23 protein-coding genes and 4 tRNA genes are annotated in these 24,123 nt (G+C 59.5%); 13 read left to right on the top strand and 14 right to left on the bottom strand.

Annotated features, from left to right (window positions below; all coding sequences use genetic code 11):
• Window positions 1-19 precede the first annotated feature (19 nt).
• The 4 genes from ACEN8Q_RS27450 (at window position 20) to ACEN8Q_RS27435 (ending at window position 5,394) form a co-directional block, all read left to right on the top strand.
• A complete protein-coding gene (locus ACEN8Q_RS27450; protein WP_413704003.1) occupies window positions 20-886 on the top strand; it encodes an oxygenase MpaB family protein in 867 nt (288 codons plus the stop codon).
• Between the two features lie 144 nt (window positions 887-1,030).
• Window positions 1,031-2,047 carry a class I SAM-dependent rRNA methyltransferase gene (locus ACEN8Q_RS27445; protein WP_413426313.1) on the top strand — a complete coding sequence of 339 codons (1,017 nt, stop codon included), beginning with the start codon at window positions 1,031-1,033 and terminating at the stop codon, window positions 2,045-2,047.
• A 93-nt stretch (window positions 2,048-2,140) separates the two neighbouring features.
• A complete protein-coding gene (locus ACEN8Q_RS27440; RefSeq protein ID WP_413704002.1) occupies window positions 2,141-5,098 on the top strand; it encodes a DUF748 domain-containing protein in 2,958 nt (985 codons plus the stop codon).
• Entirely contained in the window at window positions 5,098-5,394 is a 297-nt protein-coding gene (locus tag ACEN8Q_RS27435; RefSeq protein ID WP_413426317.1) for a DUF2845 domain-containing protein, read from the top strand. The genes ACEN8Q_RS27440 and ACEN8Q_RS27435 overlap by 1 nt, the downstream gene beginning before the upstream one ends.
• 179 nt (window positions 5,395-5,573) lie before the next feature.
• Here the strand turns inward: ACEN8Q_RS27435 and ACEN8Q_RS27430 are convergent, their stop codons facing one another.
• Entirely contained in the window at window positions 5,574-5,930 is a 357-nt protein-coding gene (locus ACEN8Q_RS27430; protein ID WP_413426319.1) for a BON domain-containing protein, read from the bottom strand.
• Between the two features lie 300 nt (window positions 5,931-6,230).
• Window positions 6,231-6,644, bottom strand: a complete 414-nt coding sequence (locus ACEN8Q_RS27425; protein ID WP_413704001.1) for a pilin — start codon at window positions 6,642-6,644, stop codon at window positions 6,231-6,233.
• 227 nt (window positions 6,645-6,871) lie between these two features.
• Between ACEN8Q_RS27425 and ACEN8Q_RS27420 the strand changes: the two genes are divergently transcribed.
• From ACEN8Q_RS27420 to yacG, 4 genes are read left to right on the top strand one after another with little or no spacing between them, the layout of a single operon-like run.
• Window positions 6,872-8,089, top strand: a complete 1,218-nt coding sequence (locus tag ACEN8Q_RS27420) for a type II secretion system F family protein (protein ID WP_413426323.1) — start codon at window positions 6,872-6,874, stop codon at window positions 8,087-8,089.
• 1 nt (window position 8,090) lies between these two features.
• Window positions 8,091-8,963 (top strand): prepilin peptidase, encoded by an 873-nt coding sequence (locus tag ACEN8Q_RS27415; protein WP_413426325.1) that lies wholly within the window; start codon window positions 8,091-8,093, stop codon window positions 8,961-8,963.
• Window positions 8,960-9,583: a dephospho-CoA kinase gene (gene coaE / locus ACEN8Q_RS27410; protein WP_413426327.1), complete on the top strand. Its 624-nt coding sequence runs from the start codon at window positions 8,960-8,962 to the stop codon at window positions 9,581-9,583. Before ACEN8Q_RS27415 ends, coaE begins: the two co-directional genes overlap by 4 nt.
• On the top strand, window positions 9,580-9,780 hold the full coding sequence (gene yacG / locus ACEN8Q_RS27405) for a DNA gyrase inhibitor YacG (RefSeq protein ID WP_413426329.1): 201 nt from the start codon (window positions 9,580-9,582) through the stop codon (window positions 9,778-9,780). The genes coaE and yacG overlap by 4 nt, the downstream gene beginning before the upstream one ends.
• 35 nt (window positions 9,781-9,815) lie before the next feature.
• On the opposite strand, the gene ACEN8Q_RS27400 is transcribed toward yacG, so the two are convergent.
• The gene (locus ACEN8Q_RS27400) at window positions 9,816-10,505 is read right to left on the bottom strand and encodes an energy-coupling factor ABC transporter permease (RefSeq protein WP_413704000.1); all 690 of its coding nucleotides are present in this window, start codon (window positions 10,503-10,505) and stop codon (window positions 9,816-9,818) included.
• A gap of 128 nt (window positions 10,506-10,633) precedes the next feature.
• Entirely contained in the window at window positions 10,634-11,566 is a 933-nt protein-coding gene (locus ACEN8Q_RS27395; RefSeq protein WP_413703999.1) for a LysR family transcriptional regulator, read from the bottom strand.
• Window positions 11,567-11,687: 121 nt separating this feature from the next.
• On the opposite strand from ACEN8Q_RS27395, the gene ACEN8Q_RS27390 reads away from it, so the two are divergent.
• A complete protein-coding gene (locus tag ACEN8Q_RS27390) occupies window positions 11,688-11,930 on the top strand; it encodes a DUF2790 domain-containing protein (protein WP_413426335.1) in 243 nt (80 codons plus the stop codon).
• A gap of 9 nt (window positions 11,931-11,939) precedes the next feature.
• On the opposite strand, the gene ACEN8Q_RS27385 is transcribed toward ACEN8Q_RS27390, so the two are convergent.
• From ACEN8Q_RS27385 to ACEN8Q_RS27375, 3 genes are read right to left on the bottom strand one after another with little or no spacing between them, the layout of a single operon-like run.
• Window positions 11,940-13,208 carry an OprD family porin gene (locus tag ACEN8Q_RS27385; protein ID WP_413703998.1) on the bottom strand — a complete coding sequence of 423 codons (1,269 nt, stop codon included), beginning with the start codon at window positions 13,206-13,208 and terminating at the stop codon, window positions 11,940-11,942.
• Between the two features lie 16 nt (window positions 13,209-13,224).
• Entirely contained in the window at window positions 13,225-14,445 is a 1,221-nt protein-coding gene (locus tag ACEN8Q_RS27380; RefSeq protein ID WP_413703997.1) for a benzoate/H(+) symporter BenE family transporter, read from the bottom strand.
• 3 nt (window positions 14,446-14,448) lie between these two features.
• A complete protein-coding gene (locus ACEN8Q_RS27375; protein WP_413703996.1) occupies window positions 14,449-15,792 on the bottom strand; it encodes an aromatic acid/H+ symport family MFS transporter in 1,344 nt (447 codons plus the stop codon).
• 219 nt (window positions 15,793-16,011) lie between these two features.
• Here ACEN8Q_RS27375 and ACEN8Q_RS27370 point away from each other — a divergent pair, with 219 nt between their 5' ends.
• From ACEN8Q_RS27370 to ACEN8Q_RS27355, 4 genes are read left to right on the top strand one after another with little or no spacing between them, the layout of a single operon-like run.
• The gene (locus ACEN8Q_RS27370) at window positions 16,012-16,638 is read left to right on the top strand and encodes a DUF1780 domain-containing protein (protein WP_057400461.1); all 627 of its coding nucleotides are present in this window, start codon (window positions 16,012-16,014) and stop codon (window positions 16,636-16,638) included.
• On the top strand, window positions 16,635-17,162 hold the full coding sequence (locus ACEN8Q_RS27365; protein ID WP_413426343.1) for an MOSC domain-containing protein: 528 nt from the start codon (window positions 16,635-16,637) through the stop codon (window positions 17,160-17,162). The genes ACEN8Q_RS27370 and ACEN8Q_RS27365 overlap by 4 nt, the downstream gene beginning before the upstream one ends.
• 51 nt (window positions 17,163-17,213) lie before the next feature.
• A complete protein-coding gene (locus ACEN8Q_RS27360; RefSeq protein WP_007970531.1) occupies window positions 17,214-17,387 on the top strand; it encodes a DUF3094 domain-containing protein in 174 nt (57 codons plus the stop codon).
• A 60-nt stretch (window positions 17,388-17,447) separates the two neighbouring features.
• Window positions 17,448-18,746 (top strand): NAD(P)/FAD-dependent oxidoreductase, encoded by a 1,299-nt coding sequence (locus ACEN8Q_RS27355; protein WP_413426347.1) that lies wholly within the window; start codon window positions 17,448-17,450, stop codon window positions 18,744-18,746.
• 172 nt (window positions 18,747-18,918) lie between these two features.
• Here the strand turns inward: ACEN8Q_RS27355 and ACEN8Q_RS27350 are convergent.
• From ACEN8Q_RS27350 to rluD, 7 genes are all read right to left on the bottom strand, one after another.
• A tRNA-Pro gene (locus ACEN8Q_RS27350) sits at window positions 18,919-18,995 on the bottom strand.
• Window positions 18,996-19,090: 95 nt separating this feature from the next.
• Window positions 19,091-19,166 (bottom strand) — tRNA-Lys (locus ACEN8Q_RS27345).
• A 5-nt stretch (window positions 19,167-19,171) separates the two neighbouring features.
• Window positions 19,172-19,248 (bottom strand) — tRNA-Pro (locus tag ACEN8Q_RS27340).
• A gap of 9 nt (window positions 19,249-19,257) precedes the next feature.
• Window positions 19,258-19,333: transfer RNA gene (locus ACEN8Q_RS27335), tRNA-Asn, on the bottom strand.
• 300 nt (window positions 19,334-19,633) lie between these two features.
• Complete coding sequence (clpB, locus tag ACEN8Q_RS27330) at window positions 19,634-22,198, bottom strand: ATP-dependent chaperone ClpB (RefSeq protein ID WP_413703995.1); 2,565 nt, start codon at window positions 22,196-22,198, stop codon at window positions 19,634-19,636.
• A 130-nt stretch (window positions 22,199-22,328) separates the two neighbouring features.
• On the bottom strand, window positions 22,329-23,054 hold the full coding sequence (gene pgeF / locus ACEN8Q_RS27325; protein ID WP_413426213.1) for a peptidoglycan editing factor PgeF: 726 nt from the start codon (window positions 23,052-23,054) through the stop codon (window positions 22,329-22,331).
• The gene (gene rluD / locus ACEN8Q_RS27320; RefSeq protein ID WP_007990414.1) at window positions 23,051-24,013 is read right to left on the bottom strand and encodes a 23S rRNA pseudouridine(1911/1915/1917) synthase RluD; all 963 of its coding nucleotides are present in this window, start codon (window positions 24,011-24,013) and stop codon (window positions 23,051-23,053) included. Before rluD ends, pgeF begins: the two co-directional genes overlap by 4 nt.
• Between the last annotated feature and the right edge of the window lie 110 nt (window positions 24,014-24,123).

Below are 24,123 nucleotides of genomic sequence, written 5' to 3'. Positions count from 1 at the left end.
ACAGATTTACAGAGTGGCCATGGAATTCATCCGCACCCGCATCGAAACCCAGATCATGAGCCTGAGCGGTTTGTCCCTGGGCAAACTCGACCTGGAAAACCCCAAGGGCGACCCCGGGCTGTTCGGGCCAGATTCGGTGAGCTGGCAAGTCCATGGTGATTTCAGCAGCATGCTGATCGGTGGCATCGCCGCCCTGATGCTGCAGGCCCTGCACCCGCTGGCACTGGCCGGGGTCTGGGACCATTCGAATTTTCGTGAAGACATGCTCGGCCGCTTGCGCCGCACCGGGCAGTTCATCTCCGGCACCACCTTCGGCTCTCGACAGGATGCCGAGTGGCTGATCGAAAAAGTCCGCACCATCCATTTGCAGATTACCGGCACTGCGCCGGATGGACGCCCCTACGCCGCCAGCGATCCCGAATTGCTGACGTGGGTGCACGTGGCGGAAGTCAGCAACTTCCTCGCCGCGCATTTGCGCTATCGCAACCCGCATCTTTCACCAGCCGACCAGGATCGCTATTACGCGGAAATCGCCTTGGTCGCCGAACGCCTGGGCGCCCGCGATGTGCCCCGTTCTCGGCGGGAAATTGCCGGCTACCTCAAGCGCATCCGTCCACAACTGCTGTGCGACGAACGCAGTCGTGAGGTCCTGCGCCTGCTGCTGAACGCCCCGTCCCCCAGTCGCCTGGCCAAGCCTTTCGGCAGTTTGATGATGCAGGCCGGGATCGATCTGCTGCCGGACTGGGCCAGTGACATGCTCGGCGTCAGCCAGAACCCGCTACAACGCAAGCTGATCCGCGCCAGCGTCAACCGCAGCGCACCGATGCTGCGCTGGGCGGTGCGTAATGGATCGGTTCAACGCGCTAAACGCCGGATGGGCCTGTAGGAGCGAGCTTGCTCGCGAAAAACGCCTGAACACGCGATCATTCAGACAGCACACGTTATCGTTGTCGACCATCGTGAGCGAGCTCCAGGTTGTGCTCCAAGCTGTTAAACTCCCGCGCCCAATTCCTCCTGCAAGGCGCCCAGCATGTCTTCCTTGAATCAGGCGCTGCGCGCCGCCCTCGATCAACGCCAGGACCTGCTCGCCGAACTGCACCAGCAAGGTACCGATTGCTATCGCCTGTTCCACGGCAGCCAGGAAGGCGCCGGTGGCCTGACCATCGACCGCTACGGCCCGCAATTGCTGGTGCAAAGTTTCCACCAGCCGCTGGAGCGCGAGACGCTGCTGCAACTGCACGAAACGATCAATCAACACCTGGGATTTGCCACCCTGCTGGTCTACAACGACCGCTCCCGTGGCAACTCGCGCATCGATCGCGAAGACACCGTCTACCGCGCCGACGAAGCAGCCCTGCAAGACCTGGTTGGCCACGAATGGGGCTTGAACTATCGGGTGCGTGGCCGCCATGCCGGACAAGACCCGCTGCTGTTCCTCGACTTGCGCAACACCCGTGGCTGGGTCAAGGATCACAGTAAAAACAAAAGCGTACTGAACCTGTTTGCCTACACCTGTGGCGTCGGCCTCAGTGCTGCCGCCGGCGGCGCGCGCGAGGTGTGCAACCTGGACTTCGCCGAAGGCAACCTGGCGGTCGGTCGGGAGAACGGTTTACTCAATCCGCAGTTGCCGACCATGGAGTTTATCCAGTCCGACTACTTCCCGGCCATTCGCCAACTGGCCGGCCTGCCGGTCAGCCAGCGCCGCGGGCAAAAACTGCCGAGCTATCAGCGCCTGGAACAGCGCCAGTACGATTTGGTGCTGCTGGACCCGCCGGCCTGGGCCAAGAGCGCATTCGGCACCGTCGACCTGCTGCGCGACTACCAGAGCCTGCTCAAACCAGCCCTGCTGACCACCGCCGACAACGGCGTGCTGATCTGCTGCAACAACCTGGCGAAAGTCAGCATGGACGACTGGCGCGAGCAGGTTTTGCGCTGTGCAGAGAAGGCCGGGCGACCTGTACGTGAGTGGACCGTGATGAAGCCAGGCGCCGACTTCCCGTCAATGGATCAGCAACCACCGCTGAAAACCCTGATTCTGCAGCTCTGAGCGCTGCAGGAAAAATCTGAAATTTACTGAACAGGCCAATCACTTCGGAACCGGAAACGCGTGCCATACTCCAACGCACTCCGATCCAGACAGATGAAGCCGCACATGTACAAAGGATTGATTCGCGCCCTCGGCGCCTTGTTGACTGCTCTGGCCCTCTACAGCTTGCTGGGCTTTCTGATTTTACCGGGGATCGCGTTGCGCGTTGCCAACCAGCAACTGGCCAACTACGCCACCACCCCCGCTGCGATCCAGCGGATCGAATTCAATCCGTTCAGCCTTGAACTGACCCTTTGGGGCTTGAATATCGGTGAGCCCGGCAAGGAGCAGGTCGGTTTCGAACGTCTGTACGCCAACCTGCAATTCGACAGCCTGTGGACCAAGGCCGTGCACCTGTCCGATGTCGAACTGGACAAGCCCAAGACCGAAATCCTGTTCAGCAAGGACGGCAAACTCAATCTGCTTGGACTGTTCAAACTGCCAGCGAGCGAACCCACACCCACCGACCCGAATGCCAAGCCGTTTCCGCTGCGCATCGAGCGGATCAAACTGGCGGGCGGCGCTGTGCATTTTGAAGATGCCCGCCCCAGCGAGCCCATCGAGTTTCTCTACGACTCGCTCGATTTCGAGCTGAACAACCTCAGCACCTTGCCCGAAGATAGCGCCGACATGACCTTGGTGGCTGTCGGCCCAAACGGTGGACAGATCGACTGGACGGGTAACTTCAGCCTGATCCCGATCGCCTCCGAAGGTAAGCTGAAAATCACCGATGGCAAGATGAAAGCCTTCTGGCCCTATGTGCGCGATGCCGTGCCACTGGACCTCGAAAGCGGCATCATGAGTTTCAGTACCGACTACAAACTCAACCTGTCCAAGGACACCGAGCTGCTGCTGAGCAATGTTGCGGTCAACATTGCCCCCTTCGCCATCAAGGCCCCGGACGGACGGCCGCTGGTGAAGCTTGAACGGCTGGACGTCAGCGAAACCACCGTGGACCTGGCCAGGCAGCAAGTGGTGGTTGGCAAGATCCGCAGCAATAAACTGGAAACCTGGGCCGCGCTGGAGTCGGACGGCCAACTCGACTGGCAGAAGCTGTTCGCCAGCCAACCGTCTAAACCCACCGCCAAAGCCAAGGCGGATGCCGAACCGGCCAGCACTCCGGCGGCGGCAGACTCACCGAAAACCGATCCGGCCGCGCCCGACAAACCCTGGCAGGTGCTGCTCAAGGATGTACAGTTGCGCGATTACCGGGTGCATCTGGCTGACCGCAAGGCACAACCCGCCGTCGCCCTTGACCTGAGCCCGCTGAACCTCGACCTGCAAAACTTCGACAGCCTCAACGGCTCGCCCTTTACCCTCAAGCTTGATACCGGCGTGGGCAAACAAGGCAAGATCATCGCCGACGGCGAGGTCAACCTGGCCCCGGTCAGCGCCCAACTGAAGGTACAGACCAGGGACATCGACCTGCGGGTTGCCCAGTCCTACATCACGCCGTTCATTCGCCTTGAACTGCGCAGCGGCATGCTCGGCAGTGATCTGGCAGTCAACCTGAAAAGCACCGAGCCCCTGGCCTTCGGCATCACCGGCCGCGCCCAGGTCGATCAGTTGCATACCCTGGACACCCTGAAAACCCGCGACTTCCTCAAGTGGCAACAAGTCGTTGTCGAAGGCCTGAACTATCAGCACGGGGACAGCCTTTCGATCGACAGGATCAACCTGTTCCAGCCCTATGCGCGTTTCATGATCAACGATGATCGCACCACCAACATCGATGATCTGCTGATTCCGCAGCCGGCGGACTCCGGGGCAAAACCGGCAGCGAACAAACCAGCCAGCAACGAAAAACCGTTGGGCATCCACATTGGCGGCATTTTCATCAATGATGGATCGGCCAACTTCGCCGACTTCAGCCTGACCCCGAACTTCGCCACCGCCATCCAGCAACTCAACGGGCAGATCGGCACCATCGACAGCCGCCAGCCGAAACCGGCCGCTGTCGACGTCAAGGGCAAGGTCGATCGCTATGCGCCGGTGACCATCAAGGGCGCCGTCAATCCGTTCGACCCGATGGCCAGCCTCGACATCGCCACCAGCTTCAAGCGCGTGGAACTGACCACACTGACGCCCTACTCCGGCAAGTTCGCCGGCTACCGTATCCGCAAGGGCCGGCTCAATCTCGACCTGCACTACCAGATCACCAAGGGCCAACTCAAAGCTGAAAACAAAGTAGTGGTCGAACAACTGCAACTGGGTGAAAAAGTCGACAGCCCGGATGCCGTGAGCCTGCCGCTGAAACTGGCCATTGCCTTGCTCAAGGACGTCGACGGCAAGATCTCCATCGAATTGCCGGTGACCGGCGACCTGAACAACCCCCAGTTCAGTGTCATGCCGATTATCTGGCAGACCCTGCGCAACCTGATCGTCAAAGCGGCGGCAGCACCGTTCAAGCTCATTGGCGGGCTGGTCAGCGGTGGGGGCGCGGAAGATCTGGGCAGTGTGTCGTTCGCAGCGGGTTCCAGCGACCTGAGCAAGGACGCCGAAGGCGCTTTGGACAAACTGTCCAAGGCCCTCAAGGAACGCCCGGCCCTGCGCCTGGAAATCGAAGGCACCGCCGCCCAGAGCAGCGATGGCCCGTTGATCGCCGAACAACGCCTGGAACGTGAGTATCAGTACAACTACTACAAAATGCTCCAGCGCCGCGGTGACAAGGTCCCGGCCCAGGCTTCGTTGCTGGAAGTGCCGGACGGGGAAAAAGGCCCGCTGCTCGAAGGTATCTACCGCACCCGCCTGAAAACCCAGCCCCCTGCCGAATGGAAAGACCTGGGCAAGGAAGAGCGCACCGCGAAAATGCGTGCTGAGGTGATCAAGTTCTGGAGCTCCAGCGACGTGCTGTTGCGCCAACTGGGCCAGGAGCGCGCCAGCAGCATCAAGGATTACCTGGTCGACAAGGCCCAGCTGGAAGATGACCGGGTGTATTTCATCGACGCCAATCTGGGCGAGGCAGAAAGTGACGGCCGTGTGGTGACACCGATGCATCTGGATGCCGAGTGATGATTCGACAGATGCTGAAAGGCCTGATTCTGGCACTAGCCGCCAGTCAGGCCTGGGCAGCCGATACCCTGCGCTGTGGCAGCCAATTGATCAGCGTCGGTGATCGTTCGAGTGAGGTCTTGCAAAAGTGCGGTGAACCGGTCAGTCGCGACTTGCTGGGTTACAAACGCAGTGCAGACCGGCGCGAGGAGTTTCAGGTCGAGGAATGGACCTACGGACCGAATGGCGGCATGTATCAATACTTGCGGTTCGAAGGTAATCGGCTGAAACAGATCACCAGCAAACGCGGCAATTGATCAGGCACGCCCCCACCGTTGATTGGCACCGCTGTAAATAAAACAGGCCCCGGCAAAAATGCGCGGGGCCTGTGGTGGCCAAACTCCGTTTGGCCGCTCGCATGAACTCTCAGGCTGCAACAGACGTATGACTCGGCCCGTCTGTCGCGCCCTCTCCCAGTCCAGGCGAGAAGCCTGCCTTATTCGGCTTTGAGGCCGTCAGCGGAGACTGCCTTGACGCCTTTGATTTTCTTGGCGATGGCCACAGCCATGTCTTTTTGCGAATCGGTCACGGCAGCGGTCGACGACAGCGATACCACGCCTTTGTTGGTTTCAACCTTGATGTCGGTACCTGGAATGCCTTTTTCGGTCATCAGGTCGGCTTTGACTTTGGTGGTGATCCAGGTATCGGAAGTAGCTTCTTTAGCCTTGGTCATTTCACCCGCCGCCAGGGTCATTGGAGACTGGGTGGCTTGAGTGGTCTGGGCGAATGCCGCATTTGCCATGGTCAGAGTCAGCACGGTAGCAGTAGCGGCAGCGATAGCGAACTTCTTCATACGAGTAACTCCTGTTTTTCTGAAAAGTCTGCCGGGTGTCTTGTCGGCAGGGTTACCAAGGGTATTGCGAACGCTGTGCCAACTTTTAAACAAAGAATAAACCTTTATAAATCAATAATTTATAAAGTAAGCCGATTTTCGGAATCATGCAAAATGCACGAGACGCCGAAACGCTGCATGCAAGTTGCGGGTTTGTGGAAAGTTCCTAAGATCCTGAATTTCTACGCTTTCTCTGAAGTTTTTGACGACAGGTCGACAAACAGGAAAAACCCCGCAATAGCGGGGACTTGATTCAGCGATTCATGTCGCGGAACACCCTTTCGGCAAGTAGTCCTGGGATACGGTGCTTTTACACGACCAGCCTTTGGCTTCGTCACGTGTCAGGACAACGGTTTTGCCCAGGACCACCCCCGGGGCATTCTGCAACGTACAAACGATCGATCCCGCCCCCTCCGGAGTCGAAGCAGTCACCGCCAGGGCGCAGTGGGTAGTCGATGACGCGCCGGCGGGCGCCACGTTGGCAATTGTCGGGGTGTCCCCCTGATTGATCACATCCTCGAACGGCACTTTCATCGCAGTCAGTTCGGCCAGCGCCGCCGTGACTTTGGCCCGAGCCTGGTATTTGGAATACATCGGCAGACCCAGTGTTGCCAGGATCCCGATGATCGCCACCACGACGAGCAACTCGATCAGGGTAAAACCTTTTTGATTCATATACAGGCTCCATGCATGAGTCGAAAGCTCATGACCTGCCCCTTGGCAGCACAGCCTGTGCCAAGGCAAAAGCCCCCTGTTGACTGGGGGCGTGGCGGCGGCAAAGTCCTTCCATACGACGAGGATCAGTACTATCTGACGTTTTTTGTCACCTCACCCTTGCTGGTTTGGCTCCGTTGATTGACTAGGCTATAAGAGCAACTCAAGCGGATTACCCAGGACTGAACATGGCGGTCAAGGCAGCGAAAATCAGCGTGTACGCATGGGAAGGCATCGACCGCAAAGGCACAAAGGTAACCGGTGAGCTCAGCGCTCAAAACCCGGCACTGCTCAAGGCGAAACTGCGCAAACAAGGCATCAATCCGGGCAAGGTTCGCAAGAAAAACCAAGCGGTTTTCAACATGGGCAAGCGCATCAAGGCCCAGGACATTGCCCTGTTCACCCGGCAAATGGCAACGATGATGAGGGCCGGCGTGCCCTTGTTACAGTCGTTCGACATCATCGGCGAAGGCTTCGACAATCCGGCCATGCGCCAGCTGGTGGACGAACTGAAACAGGAAGTCGCGGCCGGCAACAGTTTCGCCACCGCCCTGCGCAAGCAGCCCCGGTATTTCGATGAACTGTATTGCAACCTGGTGGATGCCGGCGAGCAGGCCGGAGCCCTCGACACCCTTTTGGAGCGGGTCGCGACCTATAAGGAAAAAAGCGAAAGCCTCAAGGCCAGGATCAGGAAAGCCATGACCTACCCGCTGGTGGTGGTGTTCGTCGCGGCGATTGTCACCGGGATTCTGCTGGTCAACGTCGTACCGCAGTTCGAATCGGTGTTCAAAAGCTTTGGCGCCGAACTGCCGGCCTTCACCGTGATGGTCATTGGCTTGTCGCAATTCATGCAGGCCTGGTGGTGGACGGTCCTTGGCGCGCTGATCGCAATGGCCTTCGGTGTGCGTCACGCCCTCAGGACATCCCCGGCCTTTCGCGACCGGATGGACACCTGGCTGCTGAAACTGCCGCTGGTGGGCACGTTGACTTACAAGTCCGCCGTGGCCCGGTTCGCCCGTACACTGTCGACTACATTCGCTGCCGGCGTGCCACTGCTGGAGGCCCTGGAATCAGTGGCCGGTGCGACCGGCAATATCGTGTTCAAGCGCGCCGTGTTGCGCATCCGGCAAGACGTTTCAACCGGCATGCAATTGAATTTCGCCATGCGTACCTCTGGCGTGTTTCCGAACATGGCCATACAGATGACCGCCATCGGCGAAGAGTCCGGCGCCCTGGACGGTATGCTCGAAAAAGTCGCGGATTTCTACGAAAACGACGTCGATAACATGGTCGATAACCTCACCAGCCTGATGGAGCCGTTCATCATGGTGGTGCTGGGTGTTATCGTCGGTGGACTGGTAGTTGCCATGTACCTGCCCATTTTCCAACTCGGCTCAGCGATCTGACATGCCCTTGAATGAAATCCTGATTCACTATCCGCTGGCCTTTGTCCTTCTCGCGGGAATCACCGGCCTGCTGGTCGGCAGTTTCCTGAATGTCGTGATCTGGCGCCTGCCGAAAATGCTCGAACGCGAGTGGCGTGTGCAGGCCCATGACATTCTCGGGCTGCCCGGCGAAACGCCGGTGCCGACCTACAACCTGCTGCTGCCCCATTCCCAGTGCCCGCATTGCGGTCACCGGATCCGCGCCTGGGAAAACATTCCGCTGCTCAGTTATGTGTTGTTGCGCGGGCGCTGTTCAGCCTGCGCAGCAGCGATCAGCCCGCGCTATCCGTTGATCGAACTGGCCTGTGGTGCGCTGTCGGCGTTTGTGGCCTGGCATTTCGGCTTCGGTTGGCCAGCCTGCCTGATGCTGATCCTGAGTTGGGGGTTACTGGCGATGAGCCTGATCGACGCCGAACATCAGATATTGCCGGACGTACTGGTGCTGCCGTTGATATGGCTGGGGTTGATCGTCAACAGTTTCGGCCTGTTCGTGTCGTTACACGAGGCGCTTTGGGGTGCAATAGCCGGCTACAGCGTGCTGTGGGCGGTGTTCTGGCTGTTCAAGCTGATCACGGGCAAGGACGGCATGGGCTACGGTGATTTCAAGCTGCTGGCGATGCTGGGAGCCTGGGGTGGCTGGCAGATTTTGCCACTGACTATCCTGCTGTCCTCGCTGGTGGGTGCCATTATCGGGATGATGCTGCTGCGCTGGCGCAATGCAAAAACCTCGACGCCGATCCCTTTCGGTCCCTATCTGGCCATTGCCGGCTGGATTGCGTTGCTCTGGGGTGGTCAAATAACCGACCTCTATTGGCAGTTTGTCGGTTTGAAATGAATAGCCCTGTGGAAAAACCCTGGATTCTCGGCCTGACCGGCGGCATCGGCAGTGGCAAGAGCGCGGCCGCCCAGCACTTCATCGATCTGGGTGTGCATGTGGTCGACGCCGATCATGCCGCTCGCTGGGTCGTTGAGCCTGGCCGCCCGGCACTGGCACTGATCGCCGGGCACTTCGGCCCCGGCGTGTTGCAGAGCGACGGACAACTGGACCGCGCAGCGCTGCGCAAATTGATCTTCGAAGTGCCTGAAGAACGCCGCTGGCTGGAGGCCCTCCTGCATCCACTGATCGGCGAGGAAATCGCTCACCACCTGGCGCTGGCAAAATCGCCTTATGCGATTCTGGTTTCGCCACTGCTGATCGAGTCCGGGCAATACACCATGACCCAACGCGTGCTGGTGATCGATGCCCCGGAACAATTGCAGGTTGAACGCACCTTGCAACGTGACCAGACCAGCGAACAGCAAGTCCAGGCAATCCTCAAGGCCCAGGCCAGCCGCCAGGATCGCGTGAGCCATGCCGACGACGTCGTGATCAATGACCGCGACCTTGCCTGGCTGCACAGCGAGGTCGAACGCCTGCATCACTTTTATCTTACTTTGCGTGGAGGCCAGTCATGAGCCAACCAACAACCGTCGAATGCCCAACCTGTGGCGCCCCCGTGGAATGGAGCGCAGAGAGCAAATTCCGGCCATTTTGCTCCGACCGCTGCAAACTGATCGACCTGGGCGCCTGGGCGTCCGAAGAACACAAGATTCCAGTGGCTCCCGATGCCGAGGACGAGTTGTTCAGCGGTGATTTCGACCCGCGTCACTGATCCTTCGAGTGGGCGATTCCAGGTTTTGATGGGGATCAGGACTTGGGATCGTCGTCCTTCCAGGGAGCCGAGAGGTAGCGTGTGCGGTTGAACGTCTCAAGCCACTCCGGACAAAACACGACCAGCGCACTGACGATCATGCCGTTGATAAACGCCTCGGGGAAAATGATCAGCCACAGGTAACCGACAAAGTCCTCGAGCCAATATGGCATTTCGAAACGCTCATCGAACCACAGCAACCACAGCCCCAGCAGCAGGCACAGCAACGCCGACAGCGCGGCGGCAAAGAATCCGGAAACGAAGATATACACGAATAGATTTCGTGGCTGCGCACGCTCCACCAGAATGGCGCAGCACTCGGTGACCAGCACCGGCAGCGCAATCAACAGCGCACCATTGACCCCGACCGCCGCCACATCCTGTCGACCGAGCAACACCAGCCCCGTTTGGGCAACCAACCCGCCGACCAGCGCCAGCGGCCAGTCCAGCAGTAGCGTCACCGCTGTCATGCCGATGAGGTGATAAGACACGCCGGTATCGAAATCCTGCCGCACCAGCCACAGCAGAAACAGCGCAAACACCGTTCCAAACAGCAGATGCTGACGACGGCTGTCGGTGAACAGTTCAACCCACGGCGCACGACAAACCGCCCAGACCAACACCGGCACATAGATCAGCCAGCCGGCCGCAAGGGTTTCCGATGACAGCAACTGCGCACCGATCATGGTTCAACACACTCCCGTGTGCGCCATGGCACGATGCCCGCTGACCCTGGTGTGCATATCTACGCGCGACTCCTTGGCGAAAGACAACAGACACTCAGTCTACACCGCCGCTCGCAGGCCCTTCGACTTCAAGCCCAATGCCGCGGATCGTTCATCACCGAGTCATGCTCGGCGAACAGCTTCGGTAGCTCAGACTTGAGAAAGTCCACCCAGGTGCGCACCTTGGCGTCGAGAAAGCGTCGCGAAGGATACAACGCATACACATGGCGTTCGCGCAGGCGCCATGCAGGTAACACGCGCAGCAAAGTACCGTCGCTCAAGGGCCGCGTCGCGGTGTAGAACGGCAGCAGGCTGATGCCCATGCTCGCCTCCGAAGCCTTGACCATCGACTCGGCAACATTGCACTGAAAGGTCTTGGCCGGGCTGACGGCGTGCTCGCCGTGCTCGTCCTGGAACAGCCATTGATCGCTGTACAGCGGGTCGAGCATGCGCAGGCATTGATGATCGCTCAGCGCCTGCGGATGCTGCGGCACGCCCCGGTGGTGCAGATAGTCCGGGGAGGCACAGGGTACGCTGTAGATTTGCCCGACGGCCTGCGCAACCATTTGCGAGTCGGCAAGTTCCGGAGCTATCGAAATCACCACATCGTGCCCCTCCTCCAGCGGATCGGGATTGCGCTGCGACAAGGTCAGCTCGAACACCACATCGGGATAAAGCTCGCTGTAGCGGGCGATCAACGGCGTGAGCAGCACACCCAGGCCGTTCATGCTGTGCACCCGCAGGCGCCCGGCCGGATTGATATGAGCGCCACGAGCCTCAGCCGTCGCCTCATCCATGGCTTCGACGATTTGCCGGCTGCGCAGCAGGAAGCGTTCGCCGGCATCGGTCAGGCTCAAGCGCCGCGTGGTGCGTTGCAGCAGACGCGCCTGTACATGTTCCTCCAGATCCGCCACCAATCGGGATACCTGCGCGGTCGACAGATCCAGCGCATCGGCAGCCCCGGTGAAACTGGCGCAGTCCACCACCCGGATGAACACACGCAAGTTGTTAAGCACGTCCATAAGCCCTCCTCGGGCGATGACTGTTACGTTTTATGTAAGGCTGCATCCGCCGTTCGCCCCTTTATCCGTCGGTGGCAAAGACTAAAATTCAGACATCAGAACCGACACGGAGCACGCCAACATGAAAACGTTGATCAGCCTGTTGCTGACCGTCATCGCCACCTCGGCCATGGCCGCCGACAACGAGCCCCTCGCGGTCCTGTACAACCCGGCGCAGCCACTGGACATCGCCAGCGTGGTTTCTGTGTCGGACACCGCGACCGCGTGCGGGGTCGTACCGGCGACCATGGTGTATGTCGATCATCAGGGCCAGACCCACCGCGTGACCTACGACGTCATGGGTGATTGCACCAGCAACCTGTGATCGATGGGCTCACAGCAAGGTCCACGTGTAGCTGAGGATCAAGCGGTTCTCGTCGATGTCACTGCGGTAGTTGGAACGCGCCATCGCATTGCGCACGCGAATGCCCAGACCTTTGAAGCTGCCGCTCTGCAACACATAGCCGATGTCCAGGTCACGCTCGCGATCCTTGCCTTCGAAACCCTTTCCGGTATCGACATTGTTGCCGCTGATATAGCGCACAGTACTGGTCAGCCCCGGTACGCCTAGCGCTGCGAAGTCGTAGTCGTAGCGCGCCTGCCAGGATCGTTCATCGGTGAAGGCGAACTCATAGGTCGGCACTTCGTTGCCCAGAGGCGAGATGTTGGCAAATACCCGTGGAAATGCACTGTCGCCGAACATGCCCTGATAGCCGACGTAAAACGTATGGCCGCCACGCTTGGCCGACAGCAACGAGAAGAACGCCTGGTTGTCGATATTGCCCAGCAGTTTTTTGCCGTCCTCGCGCGAATCGTAGTAACCGAGGTTGGCGCCAAGGATCCAGTTGCCCACTGGCTCACTGTGTTTTAAACCCAGAAAACGCTGGTTGTAGATATCTTCCAGTTGCCCGTACCAGGCGCTGACCGAGCTGCGCTTGTCATTGAACGCATAATCAGCGCCGGCAAAATTGAAACCGTCACTGCTGACCTGACGCTGCGGCACGTGACCCAGCATCGCTTGCATCTTTTCGTCGCCGGCTTCGTTGCGCAGGCTGGTTGAACTCAAGTGACCACCCTGCACCGTCAGGCCATTGATCTCGTTGGAGGTGATGCTTGCGCCCTGATAACTCGGTGGCAGCAGGCGAATATCGCTGAATGCCAACACCGGCAGATTGGGCTGCAGCTCACCGACTTTCAGCTCGGTTCTGGAGTAGCGCATCTTCAACGCGCCCTCCAGGCGGCTGTAGTCGTTCGGCGCGCGGCCGTCATCCTGCACCGGCAGCAAACCGGTATTGGTCCGGTCCGGAGCGCTGTCGAGCTTGAGGCCGAGCAGGCCGATGACATCCACCCCAAACCCGACGGTGCCCTGGGTGTATCCGGACTTCACGTTGAGGATGAAACCCTGGGCCCACTCTTCGGCCTTCGATTGCCGGTTCGCGCCGACGATGTCGGAATAGTCACGGCTGAAGTAGTAATTGCGCGCCTGCAACGTCGCGCTGGTGTCTTCGATAAAGCCTTTTTCAGCGGCCATCGTGCCTGTGGAAAAACCCGAGACGACAGCTAGGGACAACGCCGAACCGGTTGTTGGGAGAATCTGTTTCATCGTTTTTCTCTTATTGTTATTGATCGACTGGATGAAGGGCTTCAGTTGCAGTGGATTTGCGACGGGAAACGGAACGACGGGCGCTCAACAGCACATGGGTGACCATGCCGAAAATCAGCCCCCAGAACGCCGCGGACAACCCGAACAACGACATGCCCGAAGCCGTGACCAGAAAGGTCACCAGCGCGGCTTCGCGATCGCTCGGCACCGCCATCGCTCCCGTCAATGCTCCGGCTATGGCGGCGAACAAGGCCAGCCCGGCCAGCGCCGCGATCAACTCTTTGGGGAACGCTGAAAACAGCGAGACCAACGTGGCGCCGAAGATCCCCAGCATCAGGTAGCACAGGCCGCCGACGACCCCGGCCACGTAGCGTTTGCGAGGATCTTCGTGGGATTCGCGACCGGTGCAGATCGCCGCGGTTATCGCCGCCAGATTCAGTCCATGGCAACCAAACGGCGCCAACAGTGCCGTGCCCAGCGCACTGCTGGCGATGATCGGGCTCGCCGGCACTGGATACCCACTGGCGCGCAGCACCGCCATGCCGGGCACGAACTGACCGGTCAGCGCCACCATCACCAGCGGCAAGGCGATGTTCAGGATTGCGCCCAGGCTGAATTCGGGCGTGATCCACACCGGCGTGGCCAGGCCGATCACCAGTGCTTCACGATGCAAATCACCGGTGAACGCGGCAATCGAACAACCCACCAGCAGCACCATCATCACCGCATAACGCGGCATCACCCGCTTGCAGATCAGGTAGCAGGCAAACATCGCCAGGACCAGCAACGGCTTGTGCTGCATCGACACAAACAAGCCGGTGCCGAAACTGAACAGGATCCCCGCCAGCATCGCCGCCGCGATGGCTGCGGGCAGCTTGTCGATGATCCGGTCGAAAGCGCCCGAGATGCCGACCACGAAAATGATCAGGCTGCTGACCAGATAAGCCCCCACCGCCTCTGCCATGGAAATTTCCGGCAACAGCGTCACCAGCAACGCCGAGCCCGGCGCCGACCAGGCGATGATCACCGGAACGCGGTAGCGCAGGCTCAAAGCGATACCGAGCACAGCGCTGCCAATGGAGATCGCCCAGATCCAGGACGACAGCACTTCCCGCGAAAGATGTGCCGCTTCTGCCGCCTGAAAGATGATCACCAGCGGGCCGGCATAGGAAATCACCGTGGCAATGAATCCGGCCACGGCGGCTGACAACGAGAAGTCCTGGAAAAACGCTTTCATGATTCAGGCACCGGTCGTTGACAACGCTGGGCTGACGCCAGCAGCGCTGCGTCGGCTGCTGACGGCGAACACGGTCATGGCCAGGGCCGCCACCGCGCCAGGCAAGGCAAACGCCATGAAGTTCAGTTGCAGGGGCAAGCTGATCCCGAGCAATGCACCACCCAGCAGCGGACCGACGATGGCCCCGTTGCGCCCAATGCCCGACGCCCAGCCCAGACCGGTAGAGCGAATCGTCATGGAGTAAAACTGCGCAGCGCAGGCGTACAAAAGAATCTGCGAGCCAATGGTGGTGGCACCCGCAACGGCGATCAGCAGGTACAACACCGGCATCGGGCTGTTGAAGCCCAACAGAGTGATCGACACCGCCGCCATGGCGAAAAACACCGCCAGCACTTTCGGCAGATTGAGCTTGTCGCCCAGCACCCCGCCACCGACCGCGCCGAAGATCGCCCCGAAGTTCAGCACCAGCAGGAACGACAGGCTCGAACCCAGGCTGTAACCGGCGTTGGCCATCAGTTTTGGCAGCCAGGAACTCAGCGCGTACACCATCAACAGGCAGCAGAAAAACGCCAGCCACAGCATCAGCGTGCGCAGCGCACGGCCTTCACGGAACAACTGCAACACCGGAGTGCCCGTGCCTTTCACTTCGGCCATGTGCAATTGGTCAGACGTTTGCGCGACGTAGGCCGGATCAATCCGCTCAAGAATATTGCGCGCCTCTTCATTACGCCCCTGACGCAACATGAAACCCACCGATTCGGGCAGGAAATACATGATCAGCGGCAATAACAGCAAAGGCAGGACCGCCACGTAAAACACCGACTGCCAGCCGAAACCCGGGATCAGCACAATGCCCAGTCCGGCGGACAGCATGCCGCCCACCGAATAACCGCTGAACATGATCGCGACCAGAGTGCTGCGGATTTTTTTCGGCGCGTACTCGTTCATCAGTGCCACGACGTTAGGCATCACGCCGCCAATGCCGAGCCCGGCAATGAAGCGACAGAGGCCGAACTCGGTGGGGTTTCGTGCGAAACCATTGAGCACGGTGAAGCCACTGAAGAGCATCACGCAGATCGTGATGGCCTTCTTGCGGCCGATCCTGTCCGACAACGGGCCAAAGAACAGCGCGCCGAACATCATGCCGAACAGTGCATAGCTGCCCAGTGCACCGGCTTGCAAAGGACTGAGCCCCCACTCTTTCATCAGCATCGGCAAGACCACGCCGTAGATCACCAGATCGTAACCGTCAAAGATGATGATCAGGGCACACCAGAACAGCACCATCCAGTGAAAGCGGTTGAAGCGAGCGTTGTCGATAACCTCATGTACGTCGATCTTGCGCATGGCATATATCTCTTGTTGTTGTTTTTTTAGAGCGGCGGTAACACGGCTTACGTCCGTACAGCCGAGGGTAGAGCCGCCCGATACGTGGCAATAGCCAGTGAGCGCAGATCACTATCCGCTTTGTGCAGGGCCCTGGAACGGGCATGGGAACGGAAGGCTATGAGCCTCTCCGACAAATTGTCTTCTTTGCGATCACATTTGAACGCTAAGCTTGGGCCTATGGATGACTCAGATTATTTACGCCTGCTGACCATCGCGGCCGAGCAAGCCAACGCGTTCCTGTCCAACGCCCGCAAATGGGAGCGTGAGCGTTGGGTTTGCCAGCGCCTGCTGCAAGGCTTGAACATTCCCTATCGTGCCGATGAATTCACCCCCGCCGGGGAGCCACCGGATGTGTTGTTTCGCGATGCCAGTTTCGAGGTGTTCTTCGTGCTCGACGAAGGCCGGCGCCTCAACGATGAATGGCGCGACGAACTGCAACGCCGGCGCAGCGCGTTTTCCCTGAGCCAACTGGTGCGCCGCGAGGCCAAGCCACGACGCATCCCCGCCAACGAATTCTTGCTGCGATTGGCGCCGACCTTGCGCAAAAAAGCGCACAACTACAAAGAACGCGGCATGGATCTGGGTGAACTGGACATCATTGCCTTCGCCAGCCTCAAACGCGAAGTGCTGGATCTCAACAGCCATTTCCCGCCGCCGACCGAATACCTGCGCCAGGGCTGGCGCTCGCTGTCATTGGTCGGGCCGACATTTGCCCGCGTTCTGTTCGCTCACCCGGATGCCCCGGACTTCTTGCGCAGCAACCTGGGGCGCAGCATTGTTTTTGACGTCGGGATCAGCCTGTGAGCCCGTTGCAGGAACTGATCGCCGAGGTGCCGCAACAAGGACGCGTACGCTGGATCGGCGTGCGCCCGCAATCACATTCGCCGATGCTTGCACTCGAGGCCGTGGAAGCGCGCCTCGAGGCCGGCCTGACCGGCGACCACGCCCGCCCCGGCGTGCGCAATGCGCGGCAGGTCACGCTGATTCAGTGGGAGCACCTGGCGGTGATCAGTTCGTTGATGGGGCGTGCGCACGATCATCCGGTCAGGCCTGAAGATCTACGGCGCAATCTCGTTATCAGTGGCATCAATCTGTTCAGCCTCAAGGGCCGCCGCTTCCGGATTGGCCAGGCAACGTTCGAAACCACCGGCTGGTGCCAGCCCTGCGCGCGTCTTGAAAGCAACCTGGGCATCGGCACCTTTCAGGCCGTGCGCGGACATGGCGGAATCACTGCCCGAGTGTTACAAAGTGGAATCATTCGCCTGGACGATACGGTGAGCGTCGAGCCCCTTGCGGACAGCGGCTATGCTCCGTTCAACGTTCGTTAAATCAGCCTGTAGCTTCTACACATTTAGCTACGTCTACCTGACGAGGCCTTTATGACCAGCCGCCTGAACCCCGACGACCAAAAGCATGTCGAAGAGTACCTGCAGTTGTCCCAGCACCAAGTCGAGCGCCGGCCTTTCCGGCCGTGGATGCTCCTTGTACTGGTATTGGCAGTGACCATTGGTCTGGGCCTGTTGAGCCGCCTTATCAGTTACCTGACGCTATGAGCTGCCTTGCGCTCGCTCGGGTAATTGCACCGATTTCTTTTAGCCTTGCGAGATATCCCCATGACTCATCGTATTGTCATCGTTGGCGGCGGCGCCGGCGGTCTGGAGTTGGCTACCCGTCTGGGTAAGACTCTGGGCAAGCGTGGCACGGCCAGTGTGATGCTGGTCGACGCGAACCTGACCCACATCTGGAAACCGTTGTTGCACGAAGTGGCGGCCGGTTCCCTGAACTCTTCCGAAGACGAACTCAACTATGTCGCCCAGGCCAAATGGAACCACTTCGAGTTCCAGCTGGGGCGCATGAGCGGACTCGATCGCGCGAAGAAAAAAATCCAGCTGGCCGCCACCTATGACGAAACCGGTATGGAACTGGTGCCAGCCCGCGAAGTGCCTTACGACTCGCTGGTAATCTCCGTCGGCAGCACCACCAACGATTTCGGTACCCAGGGCGCCGCACAACACTGCCTGTTCCTCGACACCCGAAAACAGGCCGAGCGTTTCCACCAGCAACTGCTCAACCACTACCTGCGGGCTCACGCCGGTCAGACCGACACGGTCGAGCAAATCAGTGTGGCCATCGTCGGTGCCGGTGCCACCGGGGTCGAGCTGGCCGCCGAGCTGCACAACGCCGCCCATGAACTGGCGGCCTATGGCCTGGACCGGATCAAGCCGGAAAACATGCACATCACCCTGATCGAAGCCGGACCACGAGTCCTGCCGGCGCTGCCAGAGCGGATTGGCGGACCTGTGCATAAAACCCTGGAGAAACTCGGGGTCAACGTCATGACCAATGCCGCTGTCAGCGAAGTGACGGCGGACAGCCTGATCACCGCCGACGGCAACGAAATCAAGGCCAGCCTGAAAGTCTGGGCCGCGGGGATTCGCGCACCGGGCTTCCTCAAGGACATCGATGGTCTGGAAACCAACCGCATCAATCAGCTGCAAGTGCTGCCAACCCTGCAAACCACCCGCGACGAGAACATCTTCGCGTTCGGTGACTGCGCCGCCTGCCCTCAACCAGGCAGCGACCGCAATGTGCCGCCACGTGCCCAGGCCGCTCACCAACAAGCTTCGTTGCTGGCCAAATCGCTGAAACTACGCATCGAAGGCAAGGCACTGCCGGAGTACAAGTACACCGACTACGGCTCGCTGATCTCGCTGTCGCGTTTTTCGGCTGTGGGTAACTTGATGGGCAACCTCACCGGCAGCGTGATGCTCGAAGGCTGGCTGGCGCGGATGTTCTACGTGTCGCTGTACCGCATGCACCAGATGGCGTTGTACGGACCGTTCCGCACGGCGATGCTGATGCTCGGTAGCAAGATCGGACGTGGCACCGAGCCAAGGCTCAAGCTGCACTAACCCCCCCTTGTGGGAGCGGGCTTGCTCGCGAAGAGGCCATGTCATTCAGCATTTATGTCGACTGACACACTGCTTTCGCGAGCAAGCCCGCTCCCACACTGGTTTTGCGACACCCTGAGTTTCTCGCAGGCAAAAAAAATCCCCGTATCTTTCGATACGAGGATTTTTAATATGGTCGGGGTAAGGGGATTCGAACTCCTGACATCCTGCTCCCAAAGCAGGCGCGCTACCGGACTGCGCTATACCCCGGTAAAAAAAAGGCACCTTCGAGAGGCGCCTTCTGCGAACAGAGCTTTTGGCGTCTGATCTTAAGATTCGATTCCAGTGTTACCTGGTTTCAAAAATGGTGGGTCGTGTGGGATTCGAACCTACGACCAATTGGTTAAAAGCCAACTGCTCTACCAACTGAGCTAACGACCCAAAAATGGTCGGGGTAAGGGGATTCGAACTCCTGACATCCTGCTCCCAAAGCAGGCGCGCTACCGGACTGCGCTATACCCCGGTTTGAAATTGGCTCCGTGACCAGGACTCGAACCTGGGACCCAATGATTAACAGTCATTTGCTCTACCGACTGAGCTATCACGGAACTACACATTTCAATTTACAACTTTGAAGCTTTACTGCGTTCTCTTCAACCCGTTTGCATCGCTGCGTTCGTGTGTCTGAGGCGCGCTATTCTACAATCTTCAGAACCTCTGTCAACCCCCTAAATTGCTTTCAAGTTAATGATTTGCAACTTATTTTGGATTCCTGCTTGGGGAGCGGAAACCCTGGCGGGTGACTTACTGCGGGGCGCACTTTACAAGCCTTTTCCTTTGAGTTCAACAGCCTAATGAAAAAAAGGCCTCGTTATGCGAGGCCTTTTCAATTTTGTTGCCGATCTGGATCAGACGAAGACGATTTCGTCGTTTTCCACCACACCGTGAGCGGTATCGCCCGGCATGAATCGACCGGAAAGGATCAGCTGCGCCAGCGGGTTCTCGATCCAGCGCTGGATCGCTCGCTTGAGCGGCCGTGCGCCGTACACCGGGTCGTAACCGACCGCGATCAGCTTGTCCATGGCTTCAGGGCTGAGTTCAAGCTTCAGCTCCCGTTCGGTCAGGCGGCTGCGCAGACGACCCAACTGGATCTCGGTAATGCCGGCGATCTGATCCCGCGCCAACGGCTCGAAGATCACCACTTCGTCGACCCGGTTGATGAACTCCGGCCGGAAGTGGCTGGATATCGCATCCATCACCGCTGCACGCTGCGCCTCACGATCACCGACCAGTTCCTGGATCTGCACCGACCCCAGGTTGGAGGTCATGACAATCACGGTGTTCTTGAAGTCCACCGTGCGGCCATGGCTGTCGGTCAGGCGACCGTCTTCAAGCACTTGCAGCAAGATGTTGAACACATCCGGGTGCGCTTTCTCGACCTCATCCATCAGGATCACCGAATACGGCTTGCGACGCACGGCCTCGGTCAGGTAACCGCCCTCTTCATACCCCACGTAGCCTGGTGGCGCACCGATCAGGCGAGCCACGGAATGTTTCTCCATGAACTCGGACATGTCGATCCGCACCATCGCCTCTTCGGTATCAAACAGGAATTCGGCCAGCGCCTTGCACAGCTCGGTTTTACCGACACCGGTCGGGCCGAGGAACATGAACGAGCCGCTCGGGCGATTCGGGTCGGACAACCCGGCACGGGAACGCCGCACTGCGTTGGAAACCGCGACTACCGCTTCATCCTGGCCGATCACACGCTGGTGCAACAGGCTTTCCATCTTCATCAGTTTTTCGCGCTCGCCTTCGAGCATCTTCGACACTGGAATACCGGTCCACTTCGATACGACTTCGGCGATTTCTTCCTCAGTCACCTTGCTGCGCAGCAACTGGTTCTCGCTTTTGCCATGCTGGTCGACCATTTGCAGGCTGCGCTCCAGGTCCGGGATCACCCCGTACTGCAACTCGGCCATGCGGTTCAGGTCGCCTTTGCGGCGGGCCGCTTCCAGCTCCTGACGGGACTGCTCGATTTTCTGCTGGATCTGCGCAGAGCCCTGGACTTCGGCTTTTTCCGAATTCCAGATTTCTTCAAGATCCGAGTACTCACGCTCATGACGAGCGATTTCGTCCTGCAGTTTTTCCAGACGCTTCTTCGCCGCGTCGTCGCTTTCTTTCTTCAGTGCCTGGGATTCCACCTTCAACTGAATAAGGCGACGCTCCAGACGGTCCAGGACTTCCGGCTTGGAGTCGATCTCCATGCGGATGCGGCTGGCAGCTTCATCGATCAGGTCGATGGCTTTGTCCGGCAACTGCCGGTCAGTGATGTAACGATGACTGAGTTTGGCCGCGGCAATGATCGCGCCGTCGGTGATCGCCACCTTGTGGTGAACCTCATAACGCTCCTTGAGGCCACGCAGGATGGCGATGGTGTCTTCTTCGCTCGGCTCATCCACCAGCACTTTCTGGAAGCGTCGCTCGAGAGCGGCGTCCTTCTCTATGTATTGGCGGTACTCGTTGAGCGTCGTGGCGCCCACACAGTGCAGCTCACCGCGGGCCAGGGCCGGCTTGAGCATGTTGCCCGCATCCATCGAGCCTTCGCCCTTGCCGGCGCCGACCATGGTGTGCAGTTCGTCGATGAACAGAATGATCTGCCCTTCCTGCTTCGACAGTTCATTGAGCAACGCCTTGAGCCGCTCTTCAAACTCACCGCGATACTTGGCACCGGCAATCAGCGCCCCCATGTCCAGGGACAACAGGCGCTTGCCCTTGAGGCCATCCGGCACTTCGCCATTGATGATGCGCTGGGCCAGGCCTTCGGCGATGGCGGTTTTACCCACGCCAGGCTCACCGATCAGCACCGGGTTGTTCTTGGTACGACGTTGCAGCACCTGGATGGTCCGGCGAATTTCATCGTCACGGCCGATCACCGGATCGAGCTTGCCGTCCTCGGCACGCTTGGTCAGGTCGACGGTGTATTTATCCAGGGCCTGACGGGACTCTTCGTGGTTAGGGTCATTGACAGCCTCGCCGCCGCGCAGGTTGTTGATCGCATTTTCCAGGGCTTTCTTGCTCACGCCCTGACCGAGCAACAGCTTGCCGAGCTTGCTGCTCTCGTCCATGGCGGCGAGCAGCACCAGCTCGCTGGAAATGAACTGGTCGCCTTTCTGCTGCGCCAGACGGTCGGCCTGGTTGAGCAGGCGCGCCAGATCCTGCGACATGTTCACGTCGCCGGTCGGGTTCTGGATTTTCGGTAGCTGGTCGAGCTCTTTGGTCAGCTCTTTACGCAGGCTGTTGACGTCGAAGCCCACCTGCATCAGCAGGGGCTTGATCGAGCCGCCCTGCTGTTCGAGCAAGGCTTGCATCAAATGCGCCGGTTCAATGGCCGGATGATCGTGGCCGACAGCCAGGGATTGGGCATCGGACAACGCTAACTGCAATTTGCTGGTTAAACGGTCTATACGCATGGGTCACCTTCCTTTTGAGCAGGCCGGACCTATAAAACATCCTGAATGAAGAAACCTGCCAGATAACACAATAGATGCGGTCGATTCTGGGAGTTTCAAGCGTCGTGACGTTGACGCAGGTCAGAGGAGTTTAGCGTTCAAGCCAGATAAGGGAGGCGAATCGGCCGGTGCGGGGCGCACGGCGATAAGAAAAGAAGCGTGGGTCGGTCACGGTGCAAAATCCGCCACCATAGACTGCCGTGACACCGCAGGCCGCCAGACGCAAACGCGCCAGCATATAGATGTCGGCCATGAACTTGCCGGGGTTTTGACTTGGCACGAAGGCTTCTGCGGCTTGAGGCAGTTGCTGCACGAAGGTTTCGCGCACTTCGGGGCCAACTTCAAACGCTTGTGGACCAATGGCCGGACCGAGCCAGACCAGTACCTCGGCAGGGGGAACCGCCAGACTGTCGAGGGTGGCTTCCAGCACGCCCGCCGCCAACCCGCGCCAACCGGCATGGGCTGCAGCAACGCGAGTGCCGGCACGGTCGCAAAACAATGCCGGCAGGCAATCAGCCGTCATCGCCGCACAGGCAATGCCGGGGGTCGATGTCCAACTGGCATCGGCAGTGACCACCTGGCTTGGGTCGGCATGGGCCACGGCAATGCCGTGGACCTGCTGCAGCCAGGCCGGTTGAATGGAGAAATGATCGGTAAGACGACGGCGATTCTCGGCAACCGCTTCAGGGCGGTCGTCGACGTGATCGCCGAGGTTGAGGCTGTCGAACGGCGCCACACTGACGCCGCCCGCACGGGTGGTAACACAGGCTTTTACCCCGGCCGGCGCGGGCCAGTCAGGAATCAGCCAGTCACTCATCCGATGAACGCCTCACGGTCTTGCTTGAGCAGGGTCAGCAGCCAGACGAAGTCTTCCGGCAACGGCGATTCCCAGCTCATGCGCTTACCGGTGGTCGGATGATCCAGTTCCAGGAAACGCGCATGCAGCGCCTGACGCGGGAAGTTTTTCAGGGATTCGACCATGGTCGGGTTGGCGGCCGGCGGAATGCGGAAGCGACCACCGTAGGCGGGATCTCCGACCAACGGGTAGTTAATGTGCGCCATGTGCACGCGAATCTGGTGCGTTCGACCGGTTTCCAGCTTCACCCGCACGTGGGTGTGGGAGCGGAAGCGCTCGAGTACGCGGTAATGGCTGACGGCTTGCTTGCCACCTTCCATCACGGCCATGCGCTGGCGCTGCTGGCCGTGACGACCGATGGGCGCATTGATCTTGCCACCGGCTGTCACCACACCAATCACGATGCACTCGTAGATCCGGCTGACGCTGCGGCTCTGCAACTGTGTAACCAGCTGCGTCTGCGCTTGAATGGTCTTGGCCACCACCATCAGACCGGTGGTGTCCTTGTCCAGGCGATGCACGATACCGGCGCGGGGCACATTGATGATGTCCGGCACATGGTGCAGCAAGGCGTTGAGCAAGGTGCCGTCGGCGTGACCGGCAGCCGGGTGCACCACCAGGCCCGCAGGCTTGTTGATCACCAGGATGTCGTCGTCTTCGTAGACGATGTCCAGGGCAATGTCTTGAGCGACCCATTCGCCCTGAGCTTCCTGCTCGGCAGTCAGCTCAAGGATGGCGCCGCCATGGACGATGTCTCGCGGGCGGATAACCGCCCCATCCACAGTCAGGCGGCCGTCTTTGATCCAGGCGGAAAGGCGCGAGCGCGAGTGCTCAGCGAATAATTGTGCGGCGACTTGATCGAGGCGTTGGCCGCCCAATTCGGACGGCACCTCTGCGCGGAGTTCAATTTTATCGGACATGCTCAGACTAGGCGTCGGCACAGCCTTTGGTTTCGGCTGCGCGCTTGTGGTTAAATACGGCGTCTTTTGCCCCGAGGCTATTCAACGGGGCACTCATCATAACAGGACGG

The sequence above is a fragment of the Pseudomonas sp. Pseusp16 genome (assembly GCF_047324915.1).
GTDB lineage: Bacteria > Pseudomonadota > Gammaproteobacteria > Pseudomonadales > Pseudomonadaceae > Aquipseudomonas > Aquipseudomonas fluorescens_CD.
Note: the sequence above shows the minus strand (reverse complement) of the source record. Positions and strands in the feature narration are given on the sequence as shown.